General features: G+C 55.8%; 23 protein-coding genes. 16 read left to right on the forward strand and 7 right to left on the reverse strand.

Going from position 1 to position 18,741, the window contains the following annotated elements; all coding sequences use genetic code 11:
- The first annotated feature begins 46 nt into the window (after window positions 1-46).
- Together MMC1_RS04840 and MMC1_RS04845 are read left to right on the forward strand one after the other, a co-directional pair.
- Entirely contained in the window at window positions 47-361 is a 315-nt protein-coding gene (locus MMC1_RS04840) for an STAS domain-containing protein (protein ID WP_011712620.1), read from the forward strand.
- Between the two features lie 228 nt (window positions 362-589).
- Window positions 590-904: an STAS domain-containing protein gene (locus MMC1_RS04845; RefSeq protein ID WP_011712621.1), complete on the forward strand. Its 315-nt coding sequence runs from the start codon at window positions 590-592 to the stop codon at window positions 902-904.
- A 4-nt stretch (window positions 905-908) separates the two neighbouring features.
- Here MMC1_RS04845 and MMC1_RS04850 read toward each other — a convergent pair whose 3' ends face one another.
- Window positions 909-1,826, reverse strand: coding sequence for a KamA family radical SAM protein (locus MMC1_RS04850; RefSeq protein ID WP_011712622.1), 918 nt, complete (start codon window positions 1,824-1,826; stop codon window positions 909-911).
- A gap of 208 nt (window positions 1,827-2,034) precedes the next feature.
- Between MMC1_RS04850 and efp the strand changes: the two genes are divergently transcribed.
- The 4 genes from efp to MMC1_RS21825 all read left to right on the forward strand — a co-directional run bounded on the left by efp (window position 2,035) and on the right by MMC1_RS21825 (window position 4,853).
- A complete protein-coding gene (gene efp, locus MMC1_RS04855; protein WP_011712623.1) occupies window positions 2,035-2,598 on the forward strand; it encodes an elongation factor P in 564 nt (187 codons plus the stop codon).
- A gap of 12 nt (window positions 2,599-2,610) precedes the next feature.
- Window positions 2,611-3,555, forward strand: coding sequence for an EF-P lysine aminoacylase EpmA (gene epmA / locus MMC1_RS04860; protein WP_041640816.1), 945 nt, complete (start codon window positions 2,611-2,613; stop codon window positions 3,553-3,555).
- 217 nt (window positions 3,556-3,772) lie between these two features.
- Entirely contained in the window at window positions 3,773-4,330 is a 558-nt protein-coding gene (locus MMC1_RS04865) for a thioredoxin family protein (RefSeq protein ID WP_011712625.1), read from the forward strand.
- Between the two features lie 358 nt (window positions 4,331-4,688).
- On the forward strand, window positions 4,689-4,853 hold the full coding sequence (locus tag MMC1_RS21825; RefSeq protein ID WP_160162661.1) for a hypothetical protein: 165 nt from the start codon (window positions 4,689-4,691) through the stop codon (window positions 4,851-4,853).
- 410 nt (window positions 4,854-5,263) lie between these two features.
- Here the strand turns inward: MMC1_RS21825 and MMC1_RS04870 are convergent, their stop codons facing one another.
- The 3 genes from MMC1_RS04870 to mnmA form a co-directional block, all read right to left on the reverse strand.
- A complete protein-coding gene (locus MMC1_RS04870) occupies window positions 5,264-6,142 on the reverse strand; it encodes a hypothetical protein (protein WP_011712626.1) in 879 nt (292 codons plus the stop codon).
- A 69-nt stretch (window positions 6,143-6,211) separates the two neighbouring features.
- Window positions 6,212-6,706, reverse strand: coding sequence for a cyclic nucleotide-binding domain-containing protein (locus tag MMC1_RS04875; protein WP_011712627.1), 495 nt, complete (start codon window positions 6,704-6,706; stop codon window positions 6,212-6,214).
- Between the two features lie 111 nt (window positions 6,707-6,817).
- Window positions 6,818-7,894, reverse strand: coding sequence for a tRNA 2-thiouridine(34) synthase MnmA (mnmA, locus tag MMC1_RS04880; protein WP_011712628.1), 1,077 nt, complete (start codon window positions 7,892-7,894; stop codon window positions 6,818-6,820).
- 110 nt (window positions 7,895-8,004) lie between these two features.
- Between mnmA and MMC1_RS04885 the strand changes: the two genes are divergently transcribed.
- The 3 genes from MMC1_RS04885 (at window position 8,005) to MMC1_RS04900 (ending at window position 11,200) form a co-directional block, all read left to right on the forward strand.
- Window positions 8,005-8,313 carry a cupin domain-containing protein gene (locus MMC1_RS04885; RefSeq protein ID WP_143711360.1) on the forward strand — a complete coding sequence of 103 codons (309 nt, stop codon included), beginning with the start codon at window positions 8,005-8,007 and terminating at the stop codon, window positions 8,311-8,313.
- A gap of 247 nt (window positions 8,314-8,560) precedes the next feature.
- Window positions 8,561-9,160 (forward strand): hypothetical protein, encoded by a 600-nt coding sequence (locus tag MMC1_RS19630; protein WP_011712630.1) that lies wholly within the window; start codon window positions 8,561-8,563, stop codon window positions 9,158-9,160.
- A gap of 231 nt (window positions 9,161-9,391) precedes the next feature.
- A complete protein-coding gene (locus MMC1_RS04900; RefSeq protein WP_011712631.1) occupies window positions 9,392-11,200 on the forward strand; it encodes an ATP-binding protein in 1,809 nt (602 codons plus the stop codon).
- A 5-nt stretch (window positions 11,201-11,205) separates the two neighbouring features.
- Here the strand turns inward: MMC1_RS04900 and MMC1_RS19635 are convergent, their stop codons facing one another.
- The 3 genes from MMC1_RS19635 to MMC1_RS04915 all read right to left on the reverse strand — a co-directional run bounded on the left by MMC1_RS19635 (window position 11,206) and on the right by MMC1_RS04915 (window position 13,105).
- Window positions 11,206-11,787 carry an H-type lectin domain-containing protein gene (locus MMC1_RS19635; RefSeq protein ID WP_011712632.1) on the reverse strand — a complete coding sequence of 194 codons (582 nt, stop codon included), beginning with the start codon at window positions 11,785-11,787 and terminating at the stop codon, window positions 11,206-11,208.
- A 113-nt stretch (window positions 11,788-11,900) separates the two neighbouring features.
- Complete coding sequence (locus MMC1_RS19640; RefSeq protein WP_011712633.1) at window positions 11,901-12,713, reverse strand: spermine/spermidine synthase domain-containing protein; 813 nt, start codon at window positions 12,711-12,713, stop codon at window positions 11,901-11,903.
- A gap of 2 nt (window positions 12,714-12,715) precedes the next feature.
- A complete protein-coding gene (locus tag MMC1_RS04915) occupies window positions 12,716-13,105 on the reverse strand; it encodes a hypothetical protein (RefSeq protein WP_041640824.1) in 390 nt (129 codons plus the stop codon).
- 146 nt (window positions 13,106-13,251) lie between these two features.
- On the opposite strand from MMC1_RS04915, the gene MMC1_RS04920 reads away from it, so the two are divergent.
- The 7 genes from MMC1_RS04920 (at window position 13,252) to MMC1_RS04950 (ending at window position 18,712) form a co-directional block, all read left to right on the forward strand.
- A complete protein-coding gene (locus MMC1_RS04920) occupies window positions 13,252-13,713 on the forward strand; it encodes a CBS domain-containing protein (RefSeq protein ID WP_011712635.1) in 462 nt (153 codons plus the stop codon).
- A 12-nt stretch (window positions 13,714-13,725) separates the two neighbouring features.
- Window positions 13,726-14,217 carry a tRNA (adenosine(37)-N6)-threonylcarbamoyltransferase complex ATPase subunit type 1 TsaE gene (gene tsaE / locus MMC1_RS04925; RefSeq protein ID WP_011712636.1) on the forward strand — a complete coding sequence of 164 codons (492 nt, stop codon included), beginning with the start codon at window positions 13,726-13,728 and terminating at the stop codon, window positions 14,215-14,217.
- Window positions 14,207-15,229 carry an aminoglycoside phosphotransferase family protein gene (locus MMC1_RS04930; protein WP_011712637.1) on the forward strand — a complete coding sequence of 341 codons (1,023 nt, stop codon included), beginning with the start codon at window positions 14,207-14,209 and terminating at the stop codon, window positions 15,227-15,229. Before tsaE ends, MMC1_RS04930 begins: the two co-directional genes overlap by 11 nt.
- Window positions 15,229-15,963, forward strand: a complete 735-nt coding sequence (locus MMC1_RS04935) for a nucleotidyltransferase family protein (RefSeq protein ID WP_011712638.1) — start codon at window positions 15,229-15,231, stop codon at window positions 15,961-15,963. Before MMC1_RS04930 ends, MMC1_RS04935 begins: the two co-directional genes overlap by 1 nt.
- A gap of 171 nt (window positions 15,964-16,134) precedes the next feature.
- On the forward strand, window positions 16,135-16,782 hold the full coding sequence (locus tag MMC1_RS04940) for a protein-L-isoaspartate O-methyltransferase family protein (RefSeq protein WP_011712639.1): 648 nt from the start codon (window positions 16,135-16,137) through the stop codon (window positions 16,780-16,782).
- Between the two features lie 142 nt (window positions 16,783-16,924).
- Entirely contained in the window at window positions 16,925-17,140 is a 216-nt protein-coding gene (locus tag MMC1_RS04945; RefSeq protein ID WP_011712640.1) for a hypothetical protein, read from the forward strand.
- A 330-nt stretch (window positions 17,141-17,470) separates the two neighbouring features.
- Complete coding sequence (locus tag MMC1_RS04950) at window positions 17,471-18,712, forward strand: aspartate kinase (RefSeq protein WP_041640826.1); 1,242 nt, start codon at window positions 17,471-17,473, stop codon at window positions 18,710-18,712.
- Window positions 18,713-18,741 lie beyond the last annotated feature (29 nt).

Below are 18,741 nucleotides of genomic sequence, written 5' to 3' on the forward strand. Positions count from 1 at the left end.
GTGAACGGCTAAAACAGTGAATCGAGCAAAGAATAAGGGGTGAGATATGACGTTCAGTGATTCTGGGGAAATTGTGGTAACCCAAAATGACAGCGAGACGGTAATCCGTGTGCGGGGACGCTTTAATGTGCAGCAACTCTTTGAAGTGAACAATATCCGCCCTTCAGATCAGCCCAATCACAGCTATATCATTGATCTGACAGAGACAGAGTTTTTAGACTCTTCGGGTATGGGCATTATTTTGCGACTGCGCGAACAGGTTTCTGGAACCAAAGAGAATATGGTCATTCGTAATGCCCGCCCAGGTATTCGCCGTCTGTTAGAAACGGTGCAGTTTGACAAGCTGTTCACGGTTCTTTGATGCAGATCAAAAATTGAGGTTGTGGTGGCATGTGAAAACGGAATTTCTTTATGGAGTTCCGTTTTTTTTGCAAAAATACCTGCTGAAACTGGTAATTTTCAGCTAAACCATGCATGCTTTCACTCCGTGGGCTTTGGATCGTGCCCCAATGCAGAAATGTTAACCCGTAGAGGTCTGTTTTTTTAATCCTGTAAGAGTGTGGGCTGCTGTAGCGTTGGAGATGAAAGTATGAGTTACATGGAGGATGGTGAGATTGAGATCTCGCAAGGGAAGCAGGAGACGGTGGTTAAAATTTTGGTGCGTTTTGCCGCCAAACATATGCACGTTATAGATACCCTAGCACCCGCAACAGATCCGGAGCATCTGTTTGTGATCGACCTGAGCCAAACCCGCTATTTGGACTCATCAGGATTGGGTTTTCTGCTGCGCTTGCGTGAGCAAGTGAAAGGAACAGCAAAAAATTTGGTGGTCCGTGGGGCCAGCCTGGAGATGCGCACTCTTTTAGAATCGGCGCAGTTTAATCGCCTGTTCCGCATTGAATAGGAACTTAAAACCAGTGGATGGGCTCTTTGCCGGGTAGTTCGGGGCGTTCCCTGACCAGCTTGGGTAGGGCATAACCGGGCAAACACTGGTGCAACTGCCGCATAATCTCCATCGCCCGCTGGGGGCTGACCTCAAAATGGGCGGCTCCTTGCACGGTGTCCAGAAGATGTAAATAGTAGGGCAGTACGCCCAACCCCACCAAGGCTAGATTCAGTTTGGCCAAGATCTCTGCCGAGTCATTGACGCCAGCTAATAATACCGACTGATTAAGCACTAAAAACCCCGCCTGACGACACGCCTGTAAAGCCACTTCACTGGCTGGGGTGAGCTCCTGCGCATGGTTGCAATGGATCACCAAAACCACGGATTTAGCCGTATTTTGTAGTGTTTCAAGCATGGGGATGGTCAGGCGGGAGGGGTCTGCTACGGGTACCCGGCTATGGATGCGGATGCGTTGCAGATGGGGTAATTGCGCCAACTGGGTCATCCACCAGTGCCATTTGGGTGCGTTCAGCATGAGCGGATCACCGCCAGATAAAATGATCTCTTGTAGTGTGTGATCTTGGGCTAAATGGTCAACAAGCTGCTGCTCGGCTTGTGGATCCATAGGGGATGTAATGGCGCCATGGCGGCGGAAACAGTAACGGCAATGGACCGGGCAGGCATCGGTCAAATGCAAGAGGGCGCGGCCTTGGTATTTATGCACAAGGCCGGGCATGGGGGAGCTGGCGGCCTCTTGCAAGGGGTCTGTGGTGTAGTGCGGGGGGTTCTGTAGCTCCTCAGCGGAGGGCCAGAATTGGCGATAGATGGGATCCTGCTCCTGGGGTTGTCGCATGCAATCGGCCATGGTTGGGGTCAACAGCATGGGAAAACCGCGATGGGCCAGTTGCTGCTGTGGGGTAAGCTGGGGTTCTGCGGGCATGGTGGCAAACCGGTGATGGGTTGTTGGGGCGGGCGAGGCTCCCCGTATACCATGGCGGTCAGGTTAGGTCTAGAGTAGGCGGTAAGAAGTGTGGAGAAAGCCGCTTCTTTTGTGGTATACGTATGGGTTCTTTTGTACAGAAGTGCTTTAATGGGCGCTCTAAACGACGCCCCACCAGATAGGAACGATCTTTCCACAGAGGAAATCCATGTTATCCCATACAGAAATGAAGCAAGGTAAACGTGTTCTGATTGATGATCAGCCGTGGATCATCGTGAAGGCCGATTTTGTAAAACCCGGTAAGGGGCAAGCCTTCACCAAGATCAAGGTTAAAAACTTGATGGATGGTCGGGTTATCGAGCGCACCTTTAAATCCAGCGACAGTGTGGCCAAAGCCGATGTTGTGGATGTGGAGATGCAGTATCTTTATAACGATGGCGAGCTCTACCACTTTATGAACCCCGCCACCTTTGAACAGGTTGCTTTAAGCGAAAAGCAGGTGGAAGAGTGTAAAAAGTGGCTTAAAGAGAATGAGGTCTACGAAGTGACGCTGTGGGAAAACCGCGCCATTAACGTGGTGCCGCCCTCCTTTATGATCCTGGAAATTACCGAGTGCGAGCCCGGTGTACGGGGTGATACGGTTACAGGGGCAACCAAGCCGGCGGTGGTGGAGAGTGGTGCTTCCATCAAGGTCCCCCTGTTTGTAGAGATTGGCGCACGGGTTAAAGTGGATACCCGCACCGGCGAGTATATGGAACGGGCCAAAGGTTAAGCCTTGGAGAGCGTGACACAGTGGCGACCGGGTTGCGGTGGTGAACGGTTGCGTCAGCGTGCCCGGCTTTTGGCGCAACTGCGGGCGCATTTTGCGCGTACCGCTGCGCTGGAGGTCGATCCACCTGCTTTACAGCGTGCCATTGCTCCTGAACATCATATCGAGCCCATCCGCTGCTACGATGGCCAACAGCTTTGCTACCTGCATACCTCGCCAGAGAGCTGCATGAAGCGGCTGTTGGCCGCTGGCAGTGGTGATATCTATTTTCTGGGTAAAGTCTATCGTAGTGAAGAGCAAGGAGAGCACCACAACCACGAGTTCACCCTGTTGGAGTGGTACCGCGTGGGCTGGTCGTTAGCCCAGTTGCAGGATGAAACCGCTGGCTTGATTGGGGATCTATTGGGTATAAAAGCAGGTTGTGCCATGAGCTATGCCCAAGCCTTTATGCAGGTAGGTGGGCCAGATCCCCATACGGCCACAATGGCCGAGCTGCTGGCGTGGGCCGAGCAGCGGGCCGTGTCATTGCCAGCCGAACTGGAGCGAGGGGCGTTGCTGGACTATCTGCAAGCGGTGGTGGTGGAGCCCCAGTTGCCCCATGAGCAGGTGGTGGTGGTTAACGGTTTTCCCGCAGAGCGGGCGGCCATGGCGCAGATTGATCCGGGTCCCCCCCCGGTGGCCCAGCGGTTTGAGGTTTACGTCAATGGGGTGGAACTGGCCAATGGTTATCTGGAGCTAACCGACGGGGCTGAACAACGGCACCGTCTGGAACAGGTCAACGCGCAGCGCCTTGTGCAAGGGTTATCCCCCATTGCTGTGGATCAACGCTTTCTCGCCGCCTTGCAGGCCGGGTTGCCGGCGGTGAGTGGGGTGGCGCTGGGGGTGGATCGGCTGCTGATGTTACAATGTGGCGCAACCTCTCTGGATGAGGTGATGCCCTTTTCGCAACAGCGGGTCTAAGGTAGAGCCTGGTAGGTGTGGGGCATGGGTGTGGCGCGTCAGCGGGACAGGATTTTGAACAGGTGATTATGGAGGAAGTCTAATCGCTATGAGCGGCGACTTCCCACAGGCTTGACCCTTAGTTCCGTACCTGTTTGATGCCCATGGTGATGGGGCGGCAGGCCACAGGCTTTTAATAGGGGTATCGGTTTCACGGGATAACGAGGGAGAAACAATCATGGTACTGCTGCATACCCCGCCTGGGGAGTTGGGTGCTCAAGCGGCCCCGTTTGAGCTCACCGGCACCGATGGAAAGATCCACAGACTGGCTGATTATAACGATGCCAAGGCGCTGGTGCTTATGTTTATCTGCAACCACTGCCCCTATGTGCAAGCGGTGGAAGAGCGCTTAATCCGTCTGGCCGAGTATCTGGCAACCCGTGAGATTGCGGTGGTGGCCATCAACAGTAATGATGCCATCCGCTACCCGGAAGATCGCTTTGAAAAGATGTGCCAGCGTGCAGCCGAAAAGCGTTACAGCTTTGATTACCTCTATGACGAAAGCCAGCAGGTCGCCAAAGATTATGGCGCGATCTGTACCCCTGACTTTTTTATCTACGATGCCCAGCGCACGCTACGCTATCGCGGGCGACTGGACGACGCCCCGCGCAATCCCGCCCAGGTGACCCGCGAAGAGCTAAAACTGGCGGCGATAGCCATTGCCGAGGGGCATAACGTAGAGGTTCAGCACCCTTCCATGGGTTGCAGCATTAAGTGGAAGTCAGAAAATTGCTGAGCTGAATAGGCAGCAGGAAAAACCGATCCAGGGGATAAAGGGCGTACTTAACGGTACGCCCTTTTTTTGTAAGCGCGCCGCTTTTTTTTAATTCTAAAAAAAGTGTTGGGGTGGGCTTTTCAGCAGAAATGTGGGGGCGAGAGGAGAGCATATGTGGCTGATTTATTTTGGATCATGCGCGGCATTGGAAAAGAATGTATTTATATTGATATGTAAAAAATTATGGTGCAATGCAAAATATCACAGGTAAGTTACTCATTCTTTACAAATATTACCATTTGCTTATAGACGGAGCTTGCGGAATCCTATATAACATTAAGCAGGTCCTAATATTGATATTAACAAATGGAGAAACAAAATGGCCGCTGCACTACTCATCCTTATGTTCGCTATGGTTCCTACGGTTGCCACCGTTGATTCGGCAATGAACCCTGTGGATAGTGACAAGAAAGTCGTCGAACAAAGCATTGAGCAACTTCCTTCTGCTGCTGCTCAAAGCTTGAAAAATGGTAAGCAATCCTAATAAAAAAAGGGGGGAGATGGTCACGCGACGCTCTCCCCCTTTTTTCACGGTCGGTTAAACCGGGCCTGCGGGTCAAGAATGGGTGCCGGTTTTTAGGCTGCTGGTCATGTTCCCAAGATGGAAGGCCGCTTGTTGAGGGTCGTTCTCCTTAGCCCGGATATTTCATGAATCCCAGACGCTCTCGCTTGATCGTCGAAGGGATTTATGAAATATCCGGGTTAGCGCTGGCCCTGTTCAGGGCTGCCAAGGCGCTGGTTATCCCCATGTTTGTTCGATTTATGTAGCTGCTTTGCAGGTGGGTTTAGACGCAACCATTTTGGTGCTGCTTTGTCCCGCCCCCATGCGTGGTTGTTGCGCGAGATGGGCGCGCGCATGTCGGGCGCTTTGTCGCGCACACCGATGCCGCGCCTTTAACGGGCGATTTTGGTGAGCAGTTCCGTCACAGGGCGGTAGAGATCATCCAGACTGCTCAACATGCTGCGCAGAGAGAGGTTGGGATAGTGGGCCAGCAGGGCAAATTGGGGGTGGTGCATCTGTACCTGGCCGTCGGGTTGCACCAGTAAGGTGTACGGCAGATGGGCTGCGGGTTTTAAGGTGTGCTTTTGCCATAATGGCGTGATCAGGTCATCCTTGGCGATGGGCGCAATGCCATACAGGGTGGTGCCCCGCTGGGGCAGGTGCAGCTTGTAGAGCGATTTGGCCAGGGTATGATACTTTTTAAGACCGGCCTCTACAGCGGCGACGGCGCTGGCGTGGCTGGGGTGTTGGGCAATGGTGGTAAAATCCTCGACACCATAGGCCAGGGGAAAATAGCGCAGGTCGGCAATGCGCTCGGGGGGGTAGCCCTGTTTGAGCCCATAGGGGGTACCTTGCCCCAAATGAGCCGCCAGATCCGCCGCCAGTTGTTGCCCGATGGCTGGGCTCATATGGTAGAGATGGGTGCGCCATAGCGGGTTGGCCAATGAAACCACGGCGTGGCGTCCCTCCTGTTGAACCCCCACATGTACCACCGCACCAAACAGGGCGACAGGGCTGCTATTGGCCCAGGCTTGCAGCCATTGTGGTTTATAAAAGGCCATAACCCGCAGACCTTTATTGACATCCGCAAAACCTAGGCTGACATAACCTGCACCCGAGAGCGTGCGGGCGATCCGGTTGGCGGCATCACTGACCGATCCATAGGGCTCTTCCAATTTAATAAAGGGAAACAGCGGCTCGGCGGTCCCAGCCTGCGCGGGGAGCGGAAAGCAGCAAATTAGCAGCGTTAAAAGTGCCCACATGCGTAACATAATTGTGCCCTGTTTGGCGTGAGTTTGGGGAAGCTGTGAATCAAAGCAGGGTGTTGCCATAAAACCGCATCAATCGCCCAGTTTGGCTTCGCGCAGGGCATGAACCAAAGTTGCGTTGATCTGCTTCTGTTTAATCAGGGCATCACGGGTTTCATCATGACGCTTAATTAAAACATGGGCCAATTCATGAACAATCTTTAATTGCAACGCCGTATCCAGACTACGGATGGTCGCTTCATTGATGCGAAAGGCGGTTAGTTCGGATGTGGCGATCACATGGGCGTTGCGGGGCCGTTGCGCCAACAAAGCCATCTCTCCCAGCACAGCACCATCCTCCAGTTCGGCCAAAATGGTGTTGGGGGCGGCGTCACTAACCACTTTGGCGCTGCCCCGTAGTACCACAAATAGGGTGCCGTCGTTCTCCCCCTCGCGGCAGAGTGACTGGTCCGGGGAAAAGGTGGCAAAGAGGTCGTCCTCTTTATTTAGGAGCATAGTCAACTGTTCGGCGGTGAACCCCCAAAAAAAGGGGATCTGCTCTAACAGTTTGAGGGAAAGTGTGGCCATTATGGTTGTTCCTTGTGGGTAAGCGCTGAGCTCACACCTTAAATCAAAAGGTGTCTCGTTGGCAAACCCTTAGAAAGGCCCGCAGGGTTTGGGGGTGGTGGCCCAACCGCATCACACAATCCAGCCGCCACCCACGACCCGTGCCCCGTCATAAAAAACGCAGGCCTGACCTGGGGTGATGGCCCGTTGGGGTTGGTTAAAGTAGATCTGGGCGCCGCCATCGGGCAGGGGCTCGACACGGGCTTCCACCGGTGGTGCAGCATAGCGAATTTTAGCCATGCTGGCAAAGGGCTCGGTGGGGGGGGTGGGCTCTAACCAGTTGACATGATGCAGGGTTAACTGCTGCTGATAGAGGGCCTCGGCGGGGCCCACAATCACCTGGTTGTGGGGCGCGTCCAAGGCGAGCACATACAAGGGGGTGGGGTGGGCAATGCCCAACCCTTTGCGCTGCCCCACGGTGTAACAGCCCAAGCCTTTGTGTTGCCCCAGGGAGTGGCCTTGTTGATCGACGATGGCACCAGGGGTCAAGAGATGGGGAGCCTGTTTGGCAAAAAAGGCGCTGTAGTCGCCATCGGGCACAAAACAGACATCCTGCGACTCCTGTTTGGTGGAGAGGTGTAGGCCAAAACGTTGGGCAAGTTGGCGGGTCTGCTGTTTGTCCATCTCCCCCAACGGAAAACGGACATGGGCGAGTTGGGCCATGGTGGTGGTAAACAGGAAATAGGATTGATCCTTGGCAGGGTCGCTGCCCTGCCATAATTGGGGAACGCCTTGAGCATCCTCGCGGCGAATGGCATAGTGACCCGTAGCAAGAAAGTCAGCGCCCAGCGCCAACGCCTTTTTGAGCAAGAGATCAAATTTAAGGATCTGATTGCAGCGCACACAGGGATTGGGGGTCTGGCCAGCGGCGTAGGTTTGGATAAAATCGTCCACCACGGCTTGACGAAAATCCGCTTCATAATTAACCACATAGTATGGTATGCCCAGGGTCTGGGCGACTTGTCGGGCATCGTAGAGATCATCCAGGGCGCAACAGCTCCGTGAACCGGCCACCTTGGGGCTGCTGTGATCCCATAGCTGCATGGTCAGCCCAATCACTTCATAACCCTGCTCCACCAATAGGGCGGCGGTGGCAGAGGAGTCAACACCGCCGGACATGGCAACGGCGACACGTTGGGGTTGGGTCATGGTGCGCGCATTCCTAAAAGAGGATACAAAGCTGTAAACAGTGTACGAAAGCTTGGCGACCGGAACAATGTATGCCTTGGTAAAAGCGTAACACAAGGAGAAGAATGGTGATGATTCAACGGTTTGAGTGGCCCAATCAGGCGGCTATGGAGCAAGAGATGCGGCAGCTTGGGTGCTACCCGATTACCTATCACTATGCGCCCAACAGTTACTTTGCTCCCCACACCCATGGGGTGGATAAAATTGTGGGGGTGGTGGCTGGCTGCTTTTTGCTGCGGCTGCAAGGCCAACGTGTGGAGCTTGGCCCCATGCAAGGGGTAAGGGTGCCCGCTCTGGTGCGGCATGATGCGGAGGTGGTGGGGGAGGAAACGGTGATAAGTGTCGATGCTCTGGCGGTTGCAGGAGATTTTTTGGGATAAGCAGCAGGGCAGGGTGTTGAATGAGCCAGATTTTTGGCGAGTTTAGCCTGAGCCGTTCGTTAGGCCCTTTGTTCAGAACGTTTTGCTGGGCGTGCGCAAGTTGGTACTACAGTTGCTATTCTAGTTCGTAAGATCCCCTGTTAATGGGGCGTTTAGATGGCAATACCGTTTGCGCAGTGGCATGGCTAAAGCGTGCTTTGCGCCTTTTCCGGTGGACCGTTAACAGGTCAACGGCATGAGGGTCATAATGAAATCCAATAATAGCTCCCTATCCAAATCTTCTCTTAGTCGTGGGGGTGCCGGGCTTGCTCGTCTGCGCGCCAGCTATGACAGCAACGGGGCCGAGCCAAGCAGTGCCGCGCCAGCCCGGCGTAGCCTTTCCCGGGATGAGGCTCCCCCGAGCCGTCGTGAGCCCAGCATGGAGCCGCGCAGCCGTCGCCCCAGCAGCCGCACCGCCGGTGTGCAGGGACAGGATCATGGCTATCGTCCCGCCAGTGTGGAGGGGCTGCGGCAACAGATTCAAGAGATCTCGACCCGTGCCAAGGATGAACGGTTGGAGTGTGCCATTCCCCTGTTAGAGAGTCTGCGCATGGCGCTGGCTTTGGATCGTGCCGCCCACAACACCCCGCCCGGGACCCTGACCGTCAAGGGCTGGAGCTCACTGCTCAGCAACTGGGAGGCGCATATTCAAAAAAGCCGTTCCCGGCAGATGGTCTACACCAAATCCTTTTTTGCCGAACTGGCCGAAGATGGCGACCTGAAAAATTCGCCTTTGGAACCCATTTTTCAGCAGTTGGTTATGCAGATTCAAACCACCCTGACCCAAAAAGGTATGGCGGCGGCCTAGTGGTGCCACTACCCCCGCCCTAAGGGTGAGGCGGGTGCCATCCTGCGGGTTAAATGGCCCGCCAACCTTACGTCTGCCCCTTGGTCGCCGCGACCAGTGGCGTTAGGTGGCTTGTAAGGGGTTGGCGAGGATGGTGGGGGCTGCATCAAGAGGGTGGACATCGTCAAGGCAGTCGCGGCATTATAGTCGGCAGCCGAGGGTGGAACAGATGAAGAGCGGGGTAGGCTAGGCATGACGCATGGGGGCGCGCAAGAGGCCGGTACAGAGAGCGTAGCGGGGCCTGTATGGTATCCTGCACACCACTTTGAGAAGTGTCGCCTTGCTTTGCTTGAAGGTTTGCAGCAGGGGCAGCGGGTCATAACCCTAACCGGTGCGCCGGGGGTGGGTAAGAGCTATCTGCTCAGCCAACTGCACGACTGGGTGCCCCCCCATAGTGGCTGTCTGTTGGTGGAAAATCCTGGGCAACCCAACGATACCTTTATTCACGAAATCGCCGCCGACTTGGCGGTGCAGCAGCGCTATCATAACATCAACTCCCCTCTCTGGCAGGATGGCCGGGCGCTGGTTGCGGCCATTCATGTCCATCTACAGGCTGGCTTTGGTCTGGTGTTGGCCATTGATCAGGCCCATCTGCTCAAAGGCGACAATCTCCGTTTGGTCCAACATATTCTTGCCATTGAGCCGGTCAATGGGGTGATGGTGCAGTTGGTGTTAAGTGGTCGTCGCCATCTGCATGAACAGCTCCAGTTGCCGGACTATGATTTTTTGGGGAATGAGGTCGAGCAGCGTCTGCGCTTGGGTCCGTTTGATAGCCATGATGTGGAAGGCTATGTGGCCTATCTGCTCAAACGGCTGGAGTTGGATGAACACTACCAGTTCACCCCTGCGGCCTTTAAAGTGTTGGCCCGTTATGGGGGGGATAATCCCCGCAAGCTTAACCGCTTGGTCAATCAGATCATGATTAAGGCCCGCCAGTGGCAAGTCACCCGTATTGATAACCGTACCATCCACGAAGCCCTGGCCGGTGAGCATGAAAATTGGCGTTGGAAATCCATTGGCGGTGGGCTAAAAGGGTTGCGCTGGGTGGCGTTGCCGTTGCTGGGTTTCATCGCCGGGCAGTTGCTACCCTTACCGCTATTCGAGGCTTGGCAGGGGCGTGACCCTACGGGCCAGCAAAACCGTGAAGCGCCGCTCAACCAACCGGTCGTTCCCGCAGAGCGCTATCCCTATGCTACCCCGACACGGCCTCTGCTGGATGTGGAAAAGGTAGCAATCCCAAAAATGCCAGACTCCAAGCCTGCCCAATTACCCCTCCCGCAAGAGACGGATGACCTGCTGCCCCCGTTGGCACAAGTCAAAGTGGTGCCCCCCCCCCGGATGGCCGCCCAACTCGATGGTGAGCATGGCTCCCCTGTGGGGTTTGTCAAACCAGCCCCGTTGGCGGTGCAAGCGGCCTCACAAGGCAAAAGGCAGGGGGAAAGTCCCGCTAAGCGCGCGGTGGCCGCTCAGCAAAAGGCACTACCAACCCTTGCGGGGACGGCTACTAAGGAGGCGCACAAGGGTGAGGTTGCTGCCGTACCCAATCCTCAGCCCGGTAAGCAAGCGGTTCCACCCATCGCGTTGTTGTCGTATCAGGTGTCCAATATTGGCGGTGGACAGGAGCCCATCAATCTTGCTAAGGCCATTGGTGCGCCTCAAGGGGCGGTGGTGCCTGAGTTTGAGCAGGAGAGTGGTGTTGCTGCGCAGGAGAAGATCCCCGTCACCGACGGCGGCTTTGTGCTGGAAGCGTCGGGGGGGCACACCTTAGATCGGCCTTATGTGCTGCAATTTGGTACGGTGAGCAAGATACTCTATGCCGATGTGTTGGCAGACAAGGTACGGCAGGCGGGGGTGGAGCCCTTTATTCACAGCTCCCAGCGGGACGGCCAGACCCTCTACTCGGTCCGTTTGGCGTTTGTCAGCATGGATGAGGCCAAGGCTAAAATGCAGAGCCTAGATCTCAGTCACGGCTTAACCCCCATTTTGTTGGTGATTAAATAACCCCCCTAGGAGTCTCCCTCCACCGCCAACCATCCGCTGGTTAGCTGCTCAACACGTTGATCAGACTGCGAAGTGACCACCAACTCAAAACCTTGTGGGGTGATGTTCTGTGCCTCAATTTTGAGGGTGGTGGCCTTGTCGAGCTGTAAGCCTTGGAGCGCCACCATCACTTTGGGGAGACGTGTGAAGGGCGGGCTGAAGAGGATGGGCTGCCGATAGACGCGGGTTTTGGTGAACAGGTTGGTCAGCTCCCAACGGTTGTCTTTTTTGGTGATCTCCACGGTGCCTTGGGCCGTTTGAAGGTTGGTAACCGCATGCAGCCGTTTTATATTTTTAGCCTGCTGGGTCTCTAGCTGGGTCAACCGTTTTACGATCTCCGCTTGCGCGGTTGGCGTAAGCGGTGGGGCTTGCGGGCTGAAGGGTTGAGCAGGGCTGGTAGCGGCCTGTGGGGCGGTGGCCGGTTGCTGGCTAGCCGCTGTGGTCGAGTTCTGTTGCCACTGGTTGATGGCCGCCATGGTGCCCACCAACAGCAACAGCAGGAGCAGTGAGGCGGCGATATAAGCGAAGATCTGTTTCAAAAAAGACATGGGAGAGGTTCTCTGGTTAGGGTCAATACGGGGCATACTTTGCGACCAAAGAGGTGACGATGCAACCCTTGCTCTGCGTAAAGCGGATTGCGCAGGGGGCGTGTGGGGCGATTTTAGGAGGATACCGCTTGGGCAATACGCTGCCAAAAAGTGTTGGCAATGGGGTCAATGCGCTCCATGAGGGGGATAAAATTAAGGGGCAGATGTTGGCCCAGGGCATGGGCCTGATCGGCCTGGGGCATATGTTGCGGCATCGCCGTATGGTGCGGGGTGGCGATGAGAATAGCGTTTTGTGAGCGGGCGACAGGGACCATCCAACCATAGTCTGGATAGGCGTTTTTCCAGTTGCCCAGCGCCTCTTGAAAATGGCCCTTATTACCACGGGAGACATTGGCGGCGACGATACCTGGTGCGGCCAAATGGTCTTGACAGAGCTTGAGAAAGGGGGGGCGATAAATGCTGGTCACCAGCCCGTTGGCATCAAAGGCATCCAATAAAATCAAGTCATAGGGGGCCTGTTGGGCGCCACCAAGGGAGAAAAATTGGGCACCATCCCCAAGATGTATGGTGAGCCGGGGATGATTTTTAGGGAGATGGAAAAAATCCTGGGCAATGGTGACAATATGGGGATCATACTCCACCACCTCCACATGACATTGGGGCAGATGATGCAGAAAAAATTTAACCAGTGAGCCACCCCCCAAACCAATCAGCAGAATACGCTGGGGAAGTTGGGGTAAAAAGAGCAGGGCCGCCATCATATGGCGCGAGTAGGGCAAAAAGAGAAAGGCAGGGTCCGAGAGTAACATGCAGCTCTGGCGCAGGTGGGAACCAAAGGTTAGGCAGCGCAAGCCCTCTTTTTCCACCACCTCGACGGTGGTGCCCTGGTGACGGCGCTGATAGATAATGTTGGCGGGGTTATCCATACCTAGAGCCCTTCACTGGTGGGTTCAATTTCCATGCGCTCCAGATCGGCCAAGCGTATTTGGCGGCCATCCAGGGTTAAAAAATCACGATGGTGGATATCCTTGCGTTTGGCGCGGTAGAGGGTGTGCTCCCCGGATTGACTGTTGATTACCCGGATCAGGTGGATCTCTTGCCCCTCAGCCCAGCGATTGTACCCCATAAATCCCCCCATGCTCACAATGGCCAGTAGGGCCAAGAGGGCCATGGTACGGGCGCTACGGCTGCTGTGGGGTTGGTGCTCCAAGGCGCGTCGCTGGGGGGCGGCAGCAACCTCGGCAGAGCGAGCGTGTAGGCGACCAACCGAATAAACGCCCGCGATTACCAACAGAAGAATCAAAATTTTTGTTAACATGGGGTAAGACCGCCATTGCCTGAAATTGAATGCGGAGACCAAATACCGTACCATGGGTACAGGGGGTGTGCCAAACTGGTATGCATAAAAAAACACACACAGCCCTGGTTTGCCCAAGTTTAAGCACCCACTGAGGAGCAGATAACATGACCTTAACAGCTCGCGATATCATGAATAGCGACCCGCCAACCGTAACCGTCCATGCCACGGTGCATGAGGTTGCGGTGTTGTTGGCCCAGAAGAACATCTGCGCCGTGCCGGTTTTAGATGAGGGGGTGCTGGTGGGGATTATTACGGAAGGGGATCTGATTGATCGGGTCAAGCAGGTGCATCTGCCCACCCTTATCAATATCTTGGACGCGGTGATCTCGGTGGGGGGCAGTCATCAGTTTGAAGAGGATCTGCGTAAGGTTGCCGCGTGTAAGGCGTCGGAGATTATGACCCCCACCCTTATCTCGGTGGGTCCCGATGCGGATCTGCGCAAGATCGCCACGGTGTTGGCGGAACAACATGTGTCGGTGGTGCCGGTGGTGGGTGAAGAGCGGCTGCTGGGGTTGATTGATAAGAGCGATGTGATCCGTGGCATGCTGCTGAGTAACGAAGCTTAGGTCATGCACGCTATGGCCGCAACCCTTGTGCTGGAAAGCCACTCCGAAGCGCAGACCGAGGCGCTGGCTGCGGCGTTGGCGGGTATGGTGGATGCCCCGCTGGTGATCGCTTTAAGCGGCGATTTGGGGGCGGGTAAAACCGCTTTTTCCCGTGGTTTTGTTCAGGCGATGTTGGGCGAAAGGGTGGTGGTGAGCAGCCCTACCTTTGCCATCATGCAGAGTTATGTGGGGGGGGCTTGGCCAGTCTACCATTTTGACCTCTATCGGCTGGCCGGGCCGGAGGAGTTGGAGGCCATTGGGGCAGACGAAGCGCTGTTTGAGCCCGACGGCGTGGCCCTGGTGGAGTGGGCCTCCTTAGCGGGGGATTGGCTGCCCCAGGACCGGCTGGACGTTATGTTGGAAATAACCGCAGATGGGTTGGGACGCCGCGTGCTGTTTCGTGCGGCAGGTTTGGTCACGACACAACTTCTTCACCGTTTTCGCCAGGAATATCATGCTGGATAATGCCCTTCGTGCTTTTGCTGAACGCCACGCTCCCCATCATCAAGAGATTGTGCAGGTGGCGGGGGATGCCTCCTTTCGCCGCTACTATCGGTTGGTGGATAACCCCTCGCGCATTGTGATGGATGCCCCACCGGATAAAGAGGATAGCCATCCCTTTGTGGCCATCGCCGGTTTTTTGCGTGAGCATGGGGTGCTGGCGCCTCAGGTTTTGCAAGCTGACTATGAACAGGGGCTGTTTTTGTTGGAGGATTTTGGCGATATAACCTTTGCCCGCGCCCTGCAACAGGGGGTGGCCCCGGAGCGGCTGTATGGGGCGGCTGTGGATGCCCTGCTCACCCTACAGGCGACACCGTTGGAAGGGGGTACGGTTGCCCATCAACGCGCCTTTGATCCCCCTCTGTTTGCCTATGAGGCCTCGTTGTTGACCGAGTGGTACATCCCTGGGGTGATGGGTTATACCTTGAGTGGGGCGGAACAGGCGGAGTTTAAGCGGGCCTTTGATGAGCTGTTGAGGCCGATCTTGGCGCAGCCCCAAGTGTTGGTGCATCGGGACTATCACAGCCGCAACCTCATGTGGTTGGAAGGGCAGGTTGGGGTGCTGGATTTTCAGGATGCGGTAATGGGACCCATTACCTATGATCTAGCCAGTCTGCTACGGGACTGTTACGTCGCGTGGGACCGCCCCTTTCGCCATGCCATGATGCAGCAGTGGCTCAGCGGTGCCACCCAGCGGCTGGGGTATGCACCAACCTGGGCCAGCTTTGAGCGGGCATTTGATTGGATGGCCATTCAGCGCAACTTAAAAGCGGTAGGTATCTTTGGACGGTTGGCGCTGCGGGATGGCAAGTTTGCTTATCTGGACGATGTGCCCCGCACCATGGGCTATGTATGGGAAACACTGGCCCGTTATCCAGAATTAGGGCGGCTGCACACGCTGTTGCAACGGACCATTCCCCCAGGCACAGAGCCGAGTTCTGCCCAAGTGGCGGCGCGTCAGACCGGAGCGTTGTAATGGAGATACCCTTTCCCGCCATGATTTTGGCTGCGGGTCGGGGGACGCGACTGGCGGCGTGGACCGAGCACACCCCCAAGCCGTTGGTGCCGGTGGCTGGCACGCCGGTGATCTTTTTAACCTTGCAGCGGTTGGCGTGGCTGGGGTTTCGCCGGGTGGTGATTAATGCCCACCATCTGGGGGCGCAACTGCGGGAACAGGTGGGGGATGGGCAACGCTGGGGGGTGCAGATTCAGTGGTCCATGGAGCCGCAGTTGCTGGAGACGGGCGGGGGGGTGTGTCAGGCCTTGCCGCTGCTGGATGCCCCGCAGTTTTTGGTGGTGAATGGGGATGTGGTATGGGATCTGGATCTGCGACCGTTGCTGGAGGGATTTGATCCCCGGCGCATGGATGCCCTGTTGGGCTTAGTAGAAAATCCAGCTGAAGGGGTGGGGGATTTTGTGCGGGATGGGGCCGGCTGTTTGCAACGGGGTCGTGGGGTGGTGGGCAGTTGGACCTATAGTGGTATTCAAATATTGGCCCGGCATGCCTTGCAGGGTTATGCGATAGAGCCCTTTTCGCTCAACCGGGTCTACGATGCGGCGCTGGCTAAGGGGCGTTTGCAGGGGGTCCCCTTGCGGGGGTTTTGGGCGGATATGGGCACCCCTGAACGGCTGGCCCAAACCGAAAAGCACTGGCGTGAGCATAACCCAGTGGTGATGCAGAGGATTGTTGCACAAAATGCGCTGGATTAAAAAGGGGCGCTTGCCGCCCATAAAGCGGGTTTGGATTGCAATGCACCACCCTAATGGGGTAGAAGTTTTGAGTGACACTGGTATGGGGGGGCTTGTCCCTGTTAGCATGGCCCACTGGCCAGCACAGGGGAAGCGTGATTGGGTTTTTAAATAGATGGGAAGGGGAGAGTGATGGATTTTGCACTGGCACGGACCAACATGGTTAAATCCCAGGTGCAGCCGCACGAGGTGTTGGATGAGACCCTGCTGGGCTCCATGATGGTGGTGGAACGGGAGCAGTTTTTTCCGGCCGATCGTCAATATATGGCCTACTCCGATATGCCCATTACCATGGCTCCAGGGCGGCGCTGCCTGACCCCCATGCAGATTGCATGGTTGATTAAATCGGCAAAGGTTACGCAAGGGAGCAAGGTGCTGCTGGTGGGGGCAACCACCGGTTACGAAGCGGCGCTTATGGCCCATATGGGGGCGCAGGTGTTTGCGCTGGAGTGCGACCCAGGCTTGGCCGACAAAGGTGCCGAGCTAACCCAAGCGCTGGCGGTAAGTTGGCAGGTGGGGGATCTGACCCAAGGGTGGGCCAGTGCAGCCCCCTTTGATGCCATTATTCTCACCGGCGCGGTGGAGAAGATGCCCGCCGCCTTAGCCAAACAGTTGGATGCCTATGGTGTGATGGTCGCAGTGGTGGGGCAGGCCGGTGCCGCCACCATGAGTGCGGTGCGGGTCATTGGGCCGACCGGTCTGCACCATCCTGAGCGGCTTTATGAAACGCGCATTGATCCACTGCCCGGTTTTGCAGAGCCGGTGGCTTTTCAGCTGTAATCCATGGGTAAAGGGTGCTGCGAGAACCTTTAAGGGTGTTCGCTGATTTGCCGATGTTGCGGCAAAAGGGTATACTGAATGCAGTGGAGGCACCGCTGTCTCCAGGGCATAGGTCAGAGAATTAACCAAAAAAGGTGACTTTATGAACCGTATCCAAGGCGCTTCGGATGGGTATAACGCCATGGTATCCAACACTCCGGTGATGTGGACCTTGGTGGGGATGATGATTGTATTGGCTTTCTTTTTGGGCGGCTATCTGGTGATGCGTATGCTGGATCGCTATAAGCGCGAAAAACTCAAATTAGAGCGCGAGGCCGCCAAAGGTACGCGGCGTAAGCGTCCCTCCCAGGGGGCATAGGGGTTGGTGCGTGAGCAAGGGGCGGCAAACGCTGGGTTATGCCCCCGGTGCGGACAAAAGCTGTAGCTAGGCATGGTTCGTTGCGCTCCTTGGCGGTGACCGGGTTTGTTGTCGTGCTTGGTTGAGCGTGCTTGCGGTTAAGGGCAAGCGCCTGTGGTGTGGTTGGATCTGTTGCAGAGCGCCGTGAAGATAAACCAGGGCGAGTGATCTGGTTCATCCTGCGGCGTTTTGCCGTTGTGTGACCTCGGCCAGTTGCTCTTGTTGGACCAAAAGGGGTGGAATGAGCAGCCCCTGGCGGCGTGATAATCATAAACTATGAAGAGGGTAGACGTGGCGCTTATCGTACTAAAATTTGGCGGCACATCGGTGGGATCCATTGAACGGATCCGCAATGTGGCGCGTATGGCCATGGCCGAACAGCAGGCAGGCAACCAGGTGGTGGTGGCGGTGTCGGCCATGTCTGGTGAGACCAACCGGCTGGTGGGGCTGGTGGAAGATCTGACCCAGTTCTATAATAAACGTGAATATGACGTGGTGGTCTCGGCGGGCGAGCAGATCTCCATCGGTCTATTGGCGACGGCCATTGAATCCATGGGGCAGAAGGCTAAATCCTACCTGGGTTGGCAGGTGCGCTTTATTACCGATGGTTCACACAGCAAGGCACGCATCAAAGAGGTGGAGGCCTTTCGCATTCAAGCGGATCTGGATGCCGGTGCCATCGTTATTGTCGCGGGCTTTCAAGGGGTGGACAGTCATAACAACATCACCACCTTGGGGCGTGGTGGCTCGGACACCTCGGCAGTGGCGCTGGCGGCGGCTTTGAAAGCCGACCGTTGTGACATCTATACCGATGTGGATGGGGTCTATACCACCGATCCACGCATTGTGACGAAAGCCCGTAAGATGGATCGTATCTCTTACGACGAAATGCTGGAGTTGGCCTCGTTGGGGGCCAAGGTGCTGCAAACTCGCTCTGTTGAACTGGCTAAGAAATACAGCGTACCTGTGCGTGTGCTCTCCTCGCTGGAGCCCGGTAGCGGTACCATGTTGACGAAAGAAGAGGATACCATGGAAAGCGTTGTTGTCTCTGGGCTGGCGTACGATAAAAATGAGGCCAAAATCACCATCCTTGGGGTGCCGGATAAGCCCGGTGTGGCGGCCAATCTGTTGGGCCGTTTGGGCGATGCCAATATCAACATTGACATGATTGTGCAAAACGTCTCTCCAGCGGGGGATGCCACGGATATGACCTTTACCGTGCCCAAGGCGGATTTTCCCCAGGCGATGAAGGTTATGGAAGATGCGGTCAAGGATGTCGGTGCCCGGCAACTGCAAGGTAATAGCGATATTGCCAAAATTTCTGCGGTTGGGGTGGGTATGCGCAGTCACTCGGGCATTGCGCAAAAAATGTTTAAGGCGCTGGCCGACGAGGGGATCAATATTTTGATGATCTCCACCTCAGAGATTAAAATTTCGGTGGTGATTGAAGAGAAATATACCGAGTTGGCGGTGCGTGCCCTGCACGATGCGTTTGAATTGGAAAAAGATCCAAGCGACCGCATCAACGCTTAAAGATTCCCCCTTTTTTTGTGGTCAATCAG

The organism is Magnetococcus marinus MC-1 (assembly GCF_000014865.1).
Taxonomy (GTDB): domain Bacteria; phylum Pseudomonadota; class Magnetococcia; order Magnetococcales; family Magnetococcaceae; genus Magnetococcus; species Magnetococcus marinus.

Bases quoted from the DNA above. Each gene is read 5' to 3' on its own strand.
- MMC1_RS04900 (WP_011712631.1), top strand. From the start codon at position 9,392: ATGACGCATGGGGGCGCGCAAGAGGCCGGTACAGAGAGCGTAGCGGGG.
- MMC1_RS04915 (WP_041640824.1), bottom strand. From the start codon at position 13,105: ATGTTAACAAAAATTTTGATTCTTCTGTTGGTAATCGCGGGCGTTTAT.
- efp (WP_011712623.1), top strand. From the start codon at position 2,035: ATGTTATCCCATACAGAAATGAAGCAAGGTAAACGTGTTCTGATTGAT.
- MMC1_RS04940 (WP_011712639.1), top strand. From the start codon at position 16,135: ATGGATTTTGCACTGGCACGGACCAACATGGTTAAATCCCAGGTGCAG.
- MMC1_RS04870 (WP_011712626.1), bottom strand. From the start codon at position 6,142: ATGTTACGCATGTGGGCACTTTTAACGCTGCTAATTTGCTGCTTTCCG.
- MMC1_RS04885 (WP_143711360.1), top strand. From the start codon at position 8,005: ATGATTCAACGGTTTGAGTGGCCCAATCAGGCGGCTATGGAGCAAGAG.
- MMC1_RS19630 (WP_011712630.1), top strand. From the start codon at position 8,561: ATGAAATCCAATAATAGCTCCCTATCCAAATCTTCTCTTAGTCGTGGG.
- MMC1_RS04930 (WP_011712637.1), top strand. From the start codon at position 14,207: ATGCTGGATAATGCCCTTCGTGCTTTTGCTGAACGCCACGCTCCCCAT.
- MMC1_RS04845 (WP_011712621.1), top strand. From the start codon at position 590: ATGAGTTACATGGAGGATGGTGAGATTGAGATCTCGCAAGGGAAGCAG.
- tsaE (WP_011712636.1), top strand. From the start codon at position 13,726: ATGGCCGCAACCCTTGTGCTGGAAAGCCACTCCGAAGCGCAGACCGAG.
- MMC1_RS19640 (WP_011712633.1), bottom strand. From the start codon at position 12,713: ATGGATAACCCCGCCAACATTATCTATCAGCGCCGTCACCAGGGCACC.
- MMC1_RS04935 (WP_011712638.1), top strand. From the start codon at position 15,229: ATGGAGATACCCTTTCCCGCCATGATTTTGGCTGCGGGTCGGGGGACG.
- MMC1_RS04945 (WP_011712640.1), top strand. From the start codon at position 16,925: ATGAACCGTATCCAAGGCGCTTCGGATGGGTATAACGCCATGGTATCC.
- MMC1_RS04920 (WP_011712635.1), top strand. From the start codon at position 13,252: ATGACCTTAACAGCTCGCGATATCATGAATAGCGACCCGCCAACCGTA.
- MMC1_RS04875 (WP_011712627.1), bottom strand. From the start codon at position 6,706: ATGGCCACACTTTCCCTCAAACTGTTAGAGCAGATCCCCTTTTTTTGG.
- mnmA (WP_011712628.1), bottom strand. From the start codon at position 7,894: ATGACCCAACCCCAACGTGTCGCCGTTGCCATGTCCGGCGGTGTTGAC.
- MMC1_RS04850 (WP_011712622.1), bottom strand. From the start codon at position 1,826: ATGCCCGCAGAACCCCAGCTTACCCCACAGCAGCAACTGGCCCATCGC.
- MMC1_RS04840 (WP_011712620.1), top strand. From the start codon at position 47: ATGACGTTCAGTGATTCTGGGGAAATTGTGGTAACCCAAAATGACAGC.
- MMC1_RS04865 (WP_011712625.1), top strand. From the start codon at position 3,773: ATGGTACTGCTGCATACCCCGCCTGGGGAGTTGGGTGCTCAAGCGGCC.
- MMC1_RS21825 (WP_160162661.1), top strand. From the start codon at position 4,689: ATGGCCGCTGCACTACTCATCCTTATGTTCGCTATGGTTCCTACGGTT.
- MMC1_RS19635 (WP_011712632.1), bottom strand. From the start codon at position 11,787: ATGTCTTTTTTGAAACAGATCTTCGCTTATATCGCCGCCTCACTGCTC.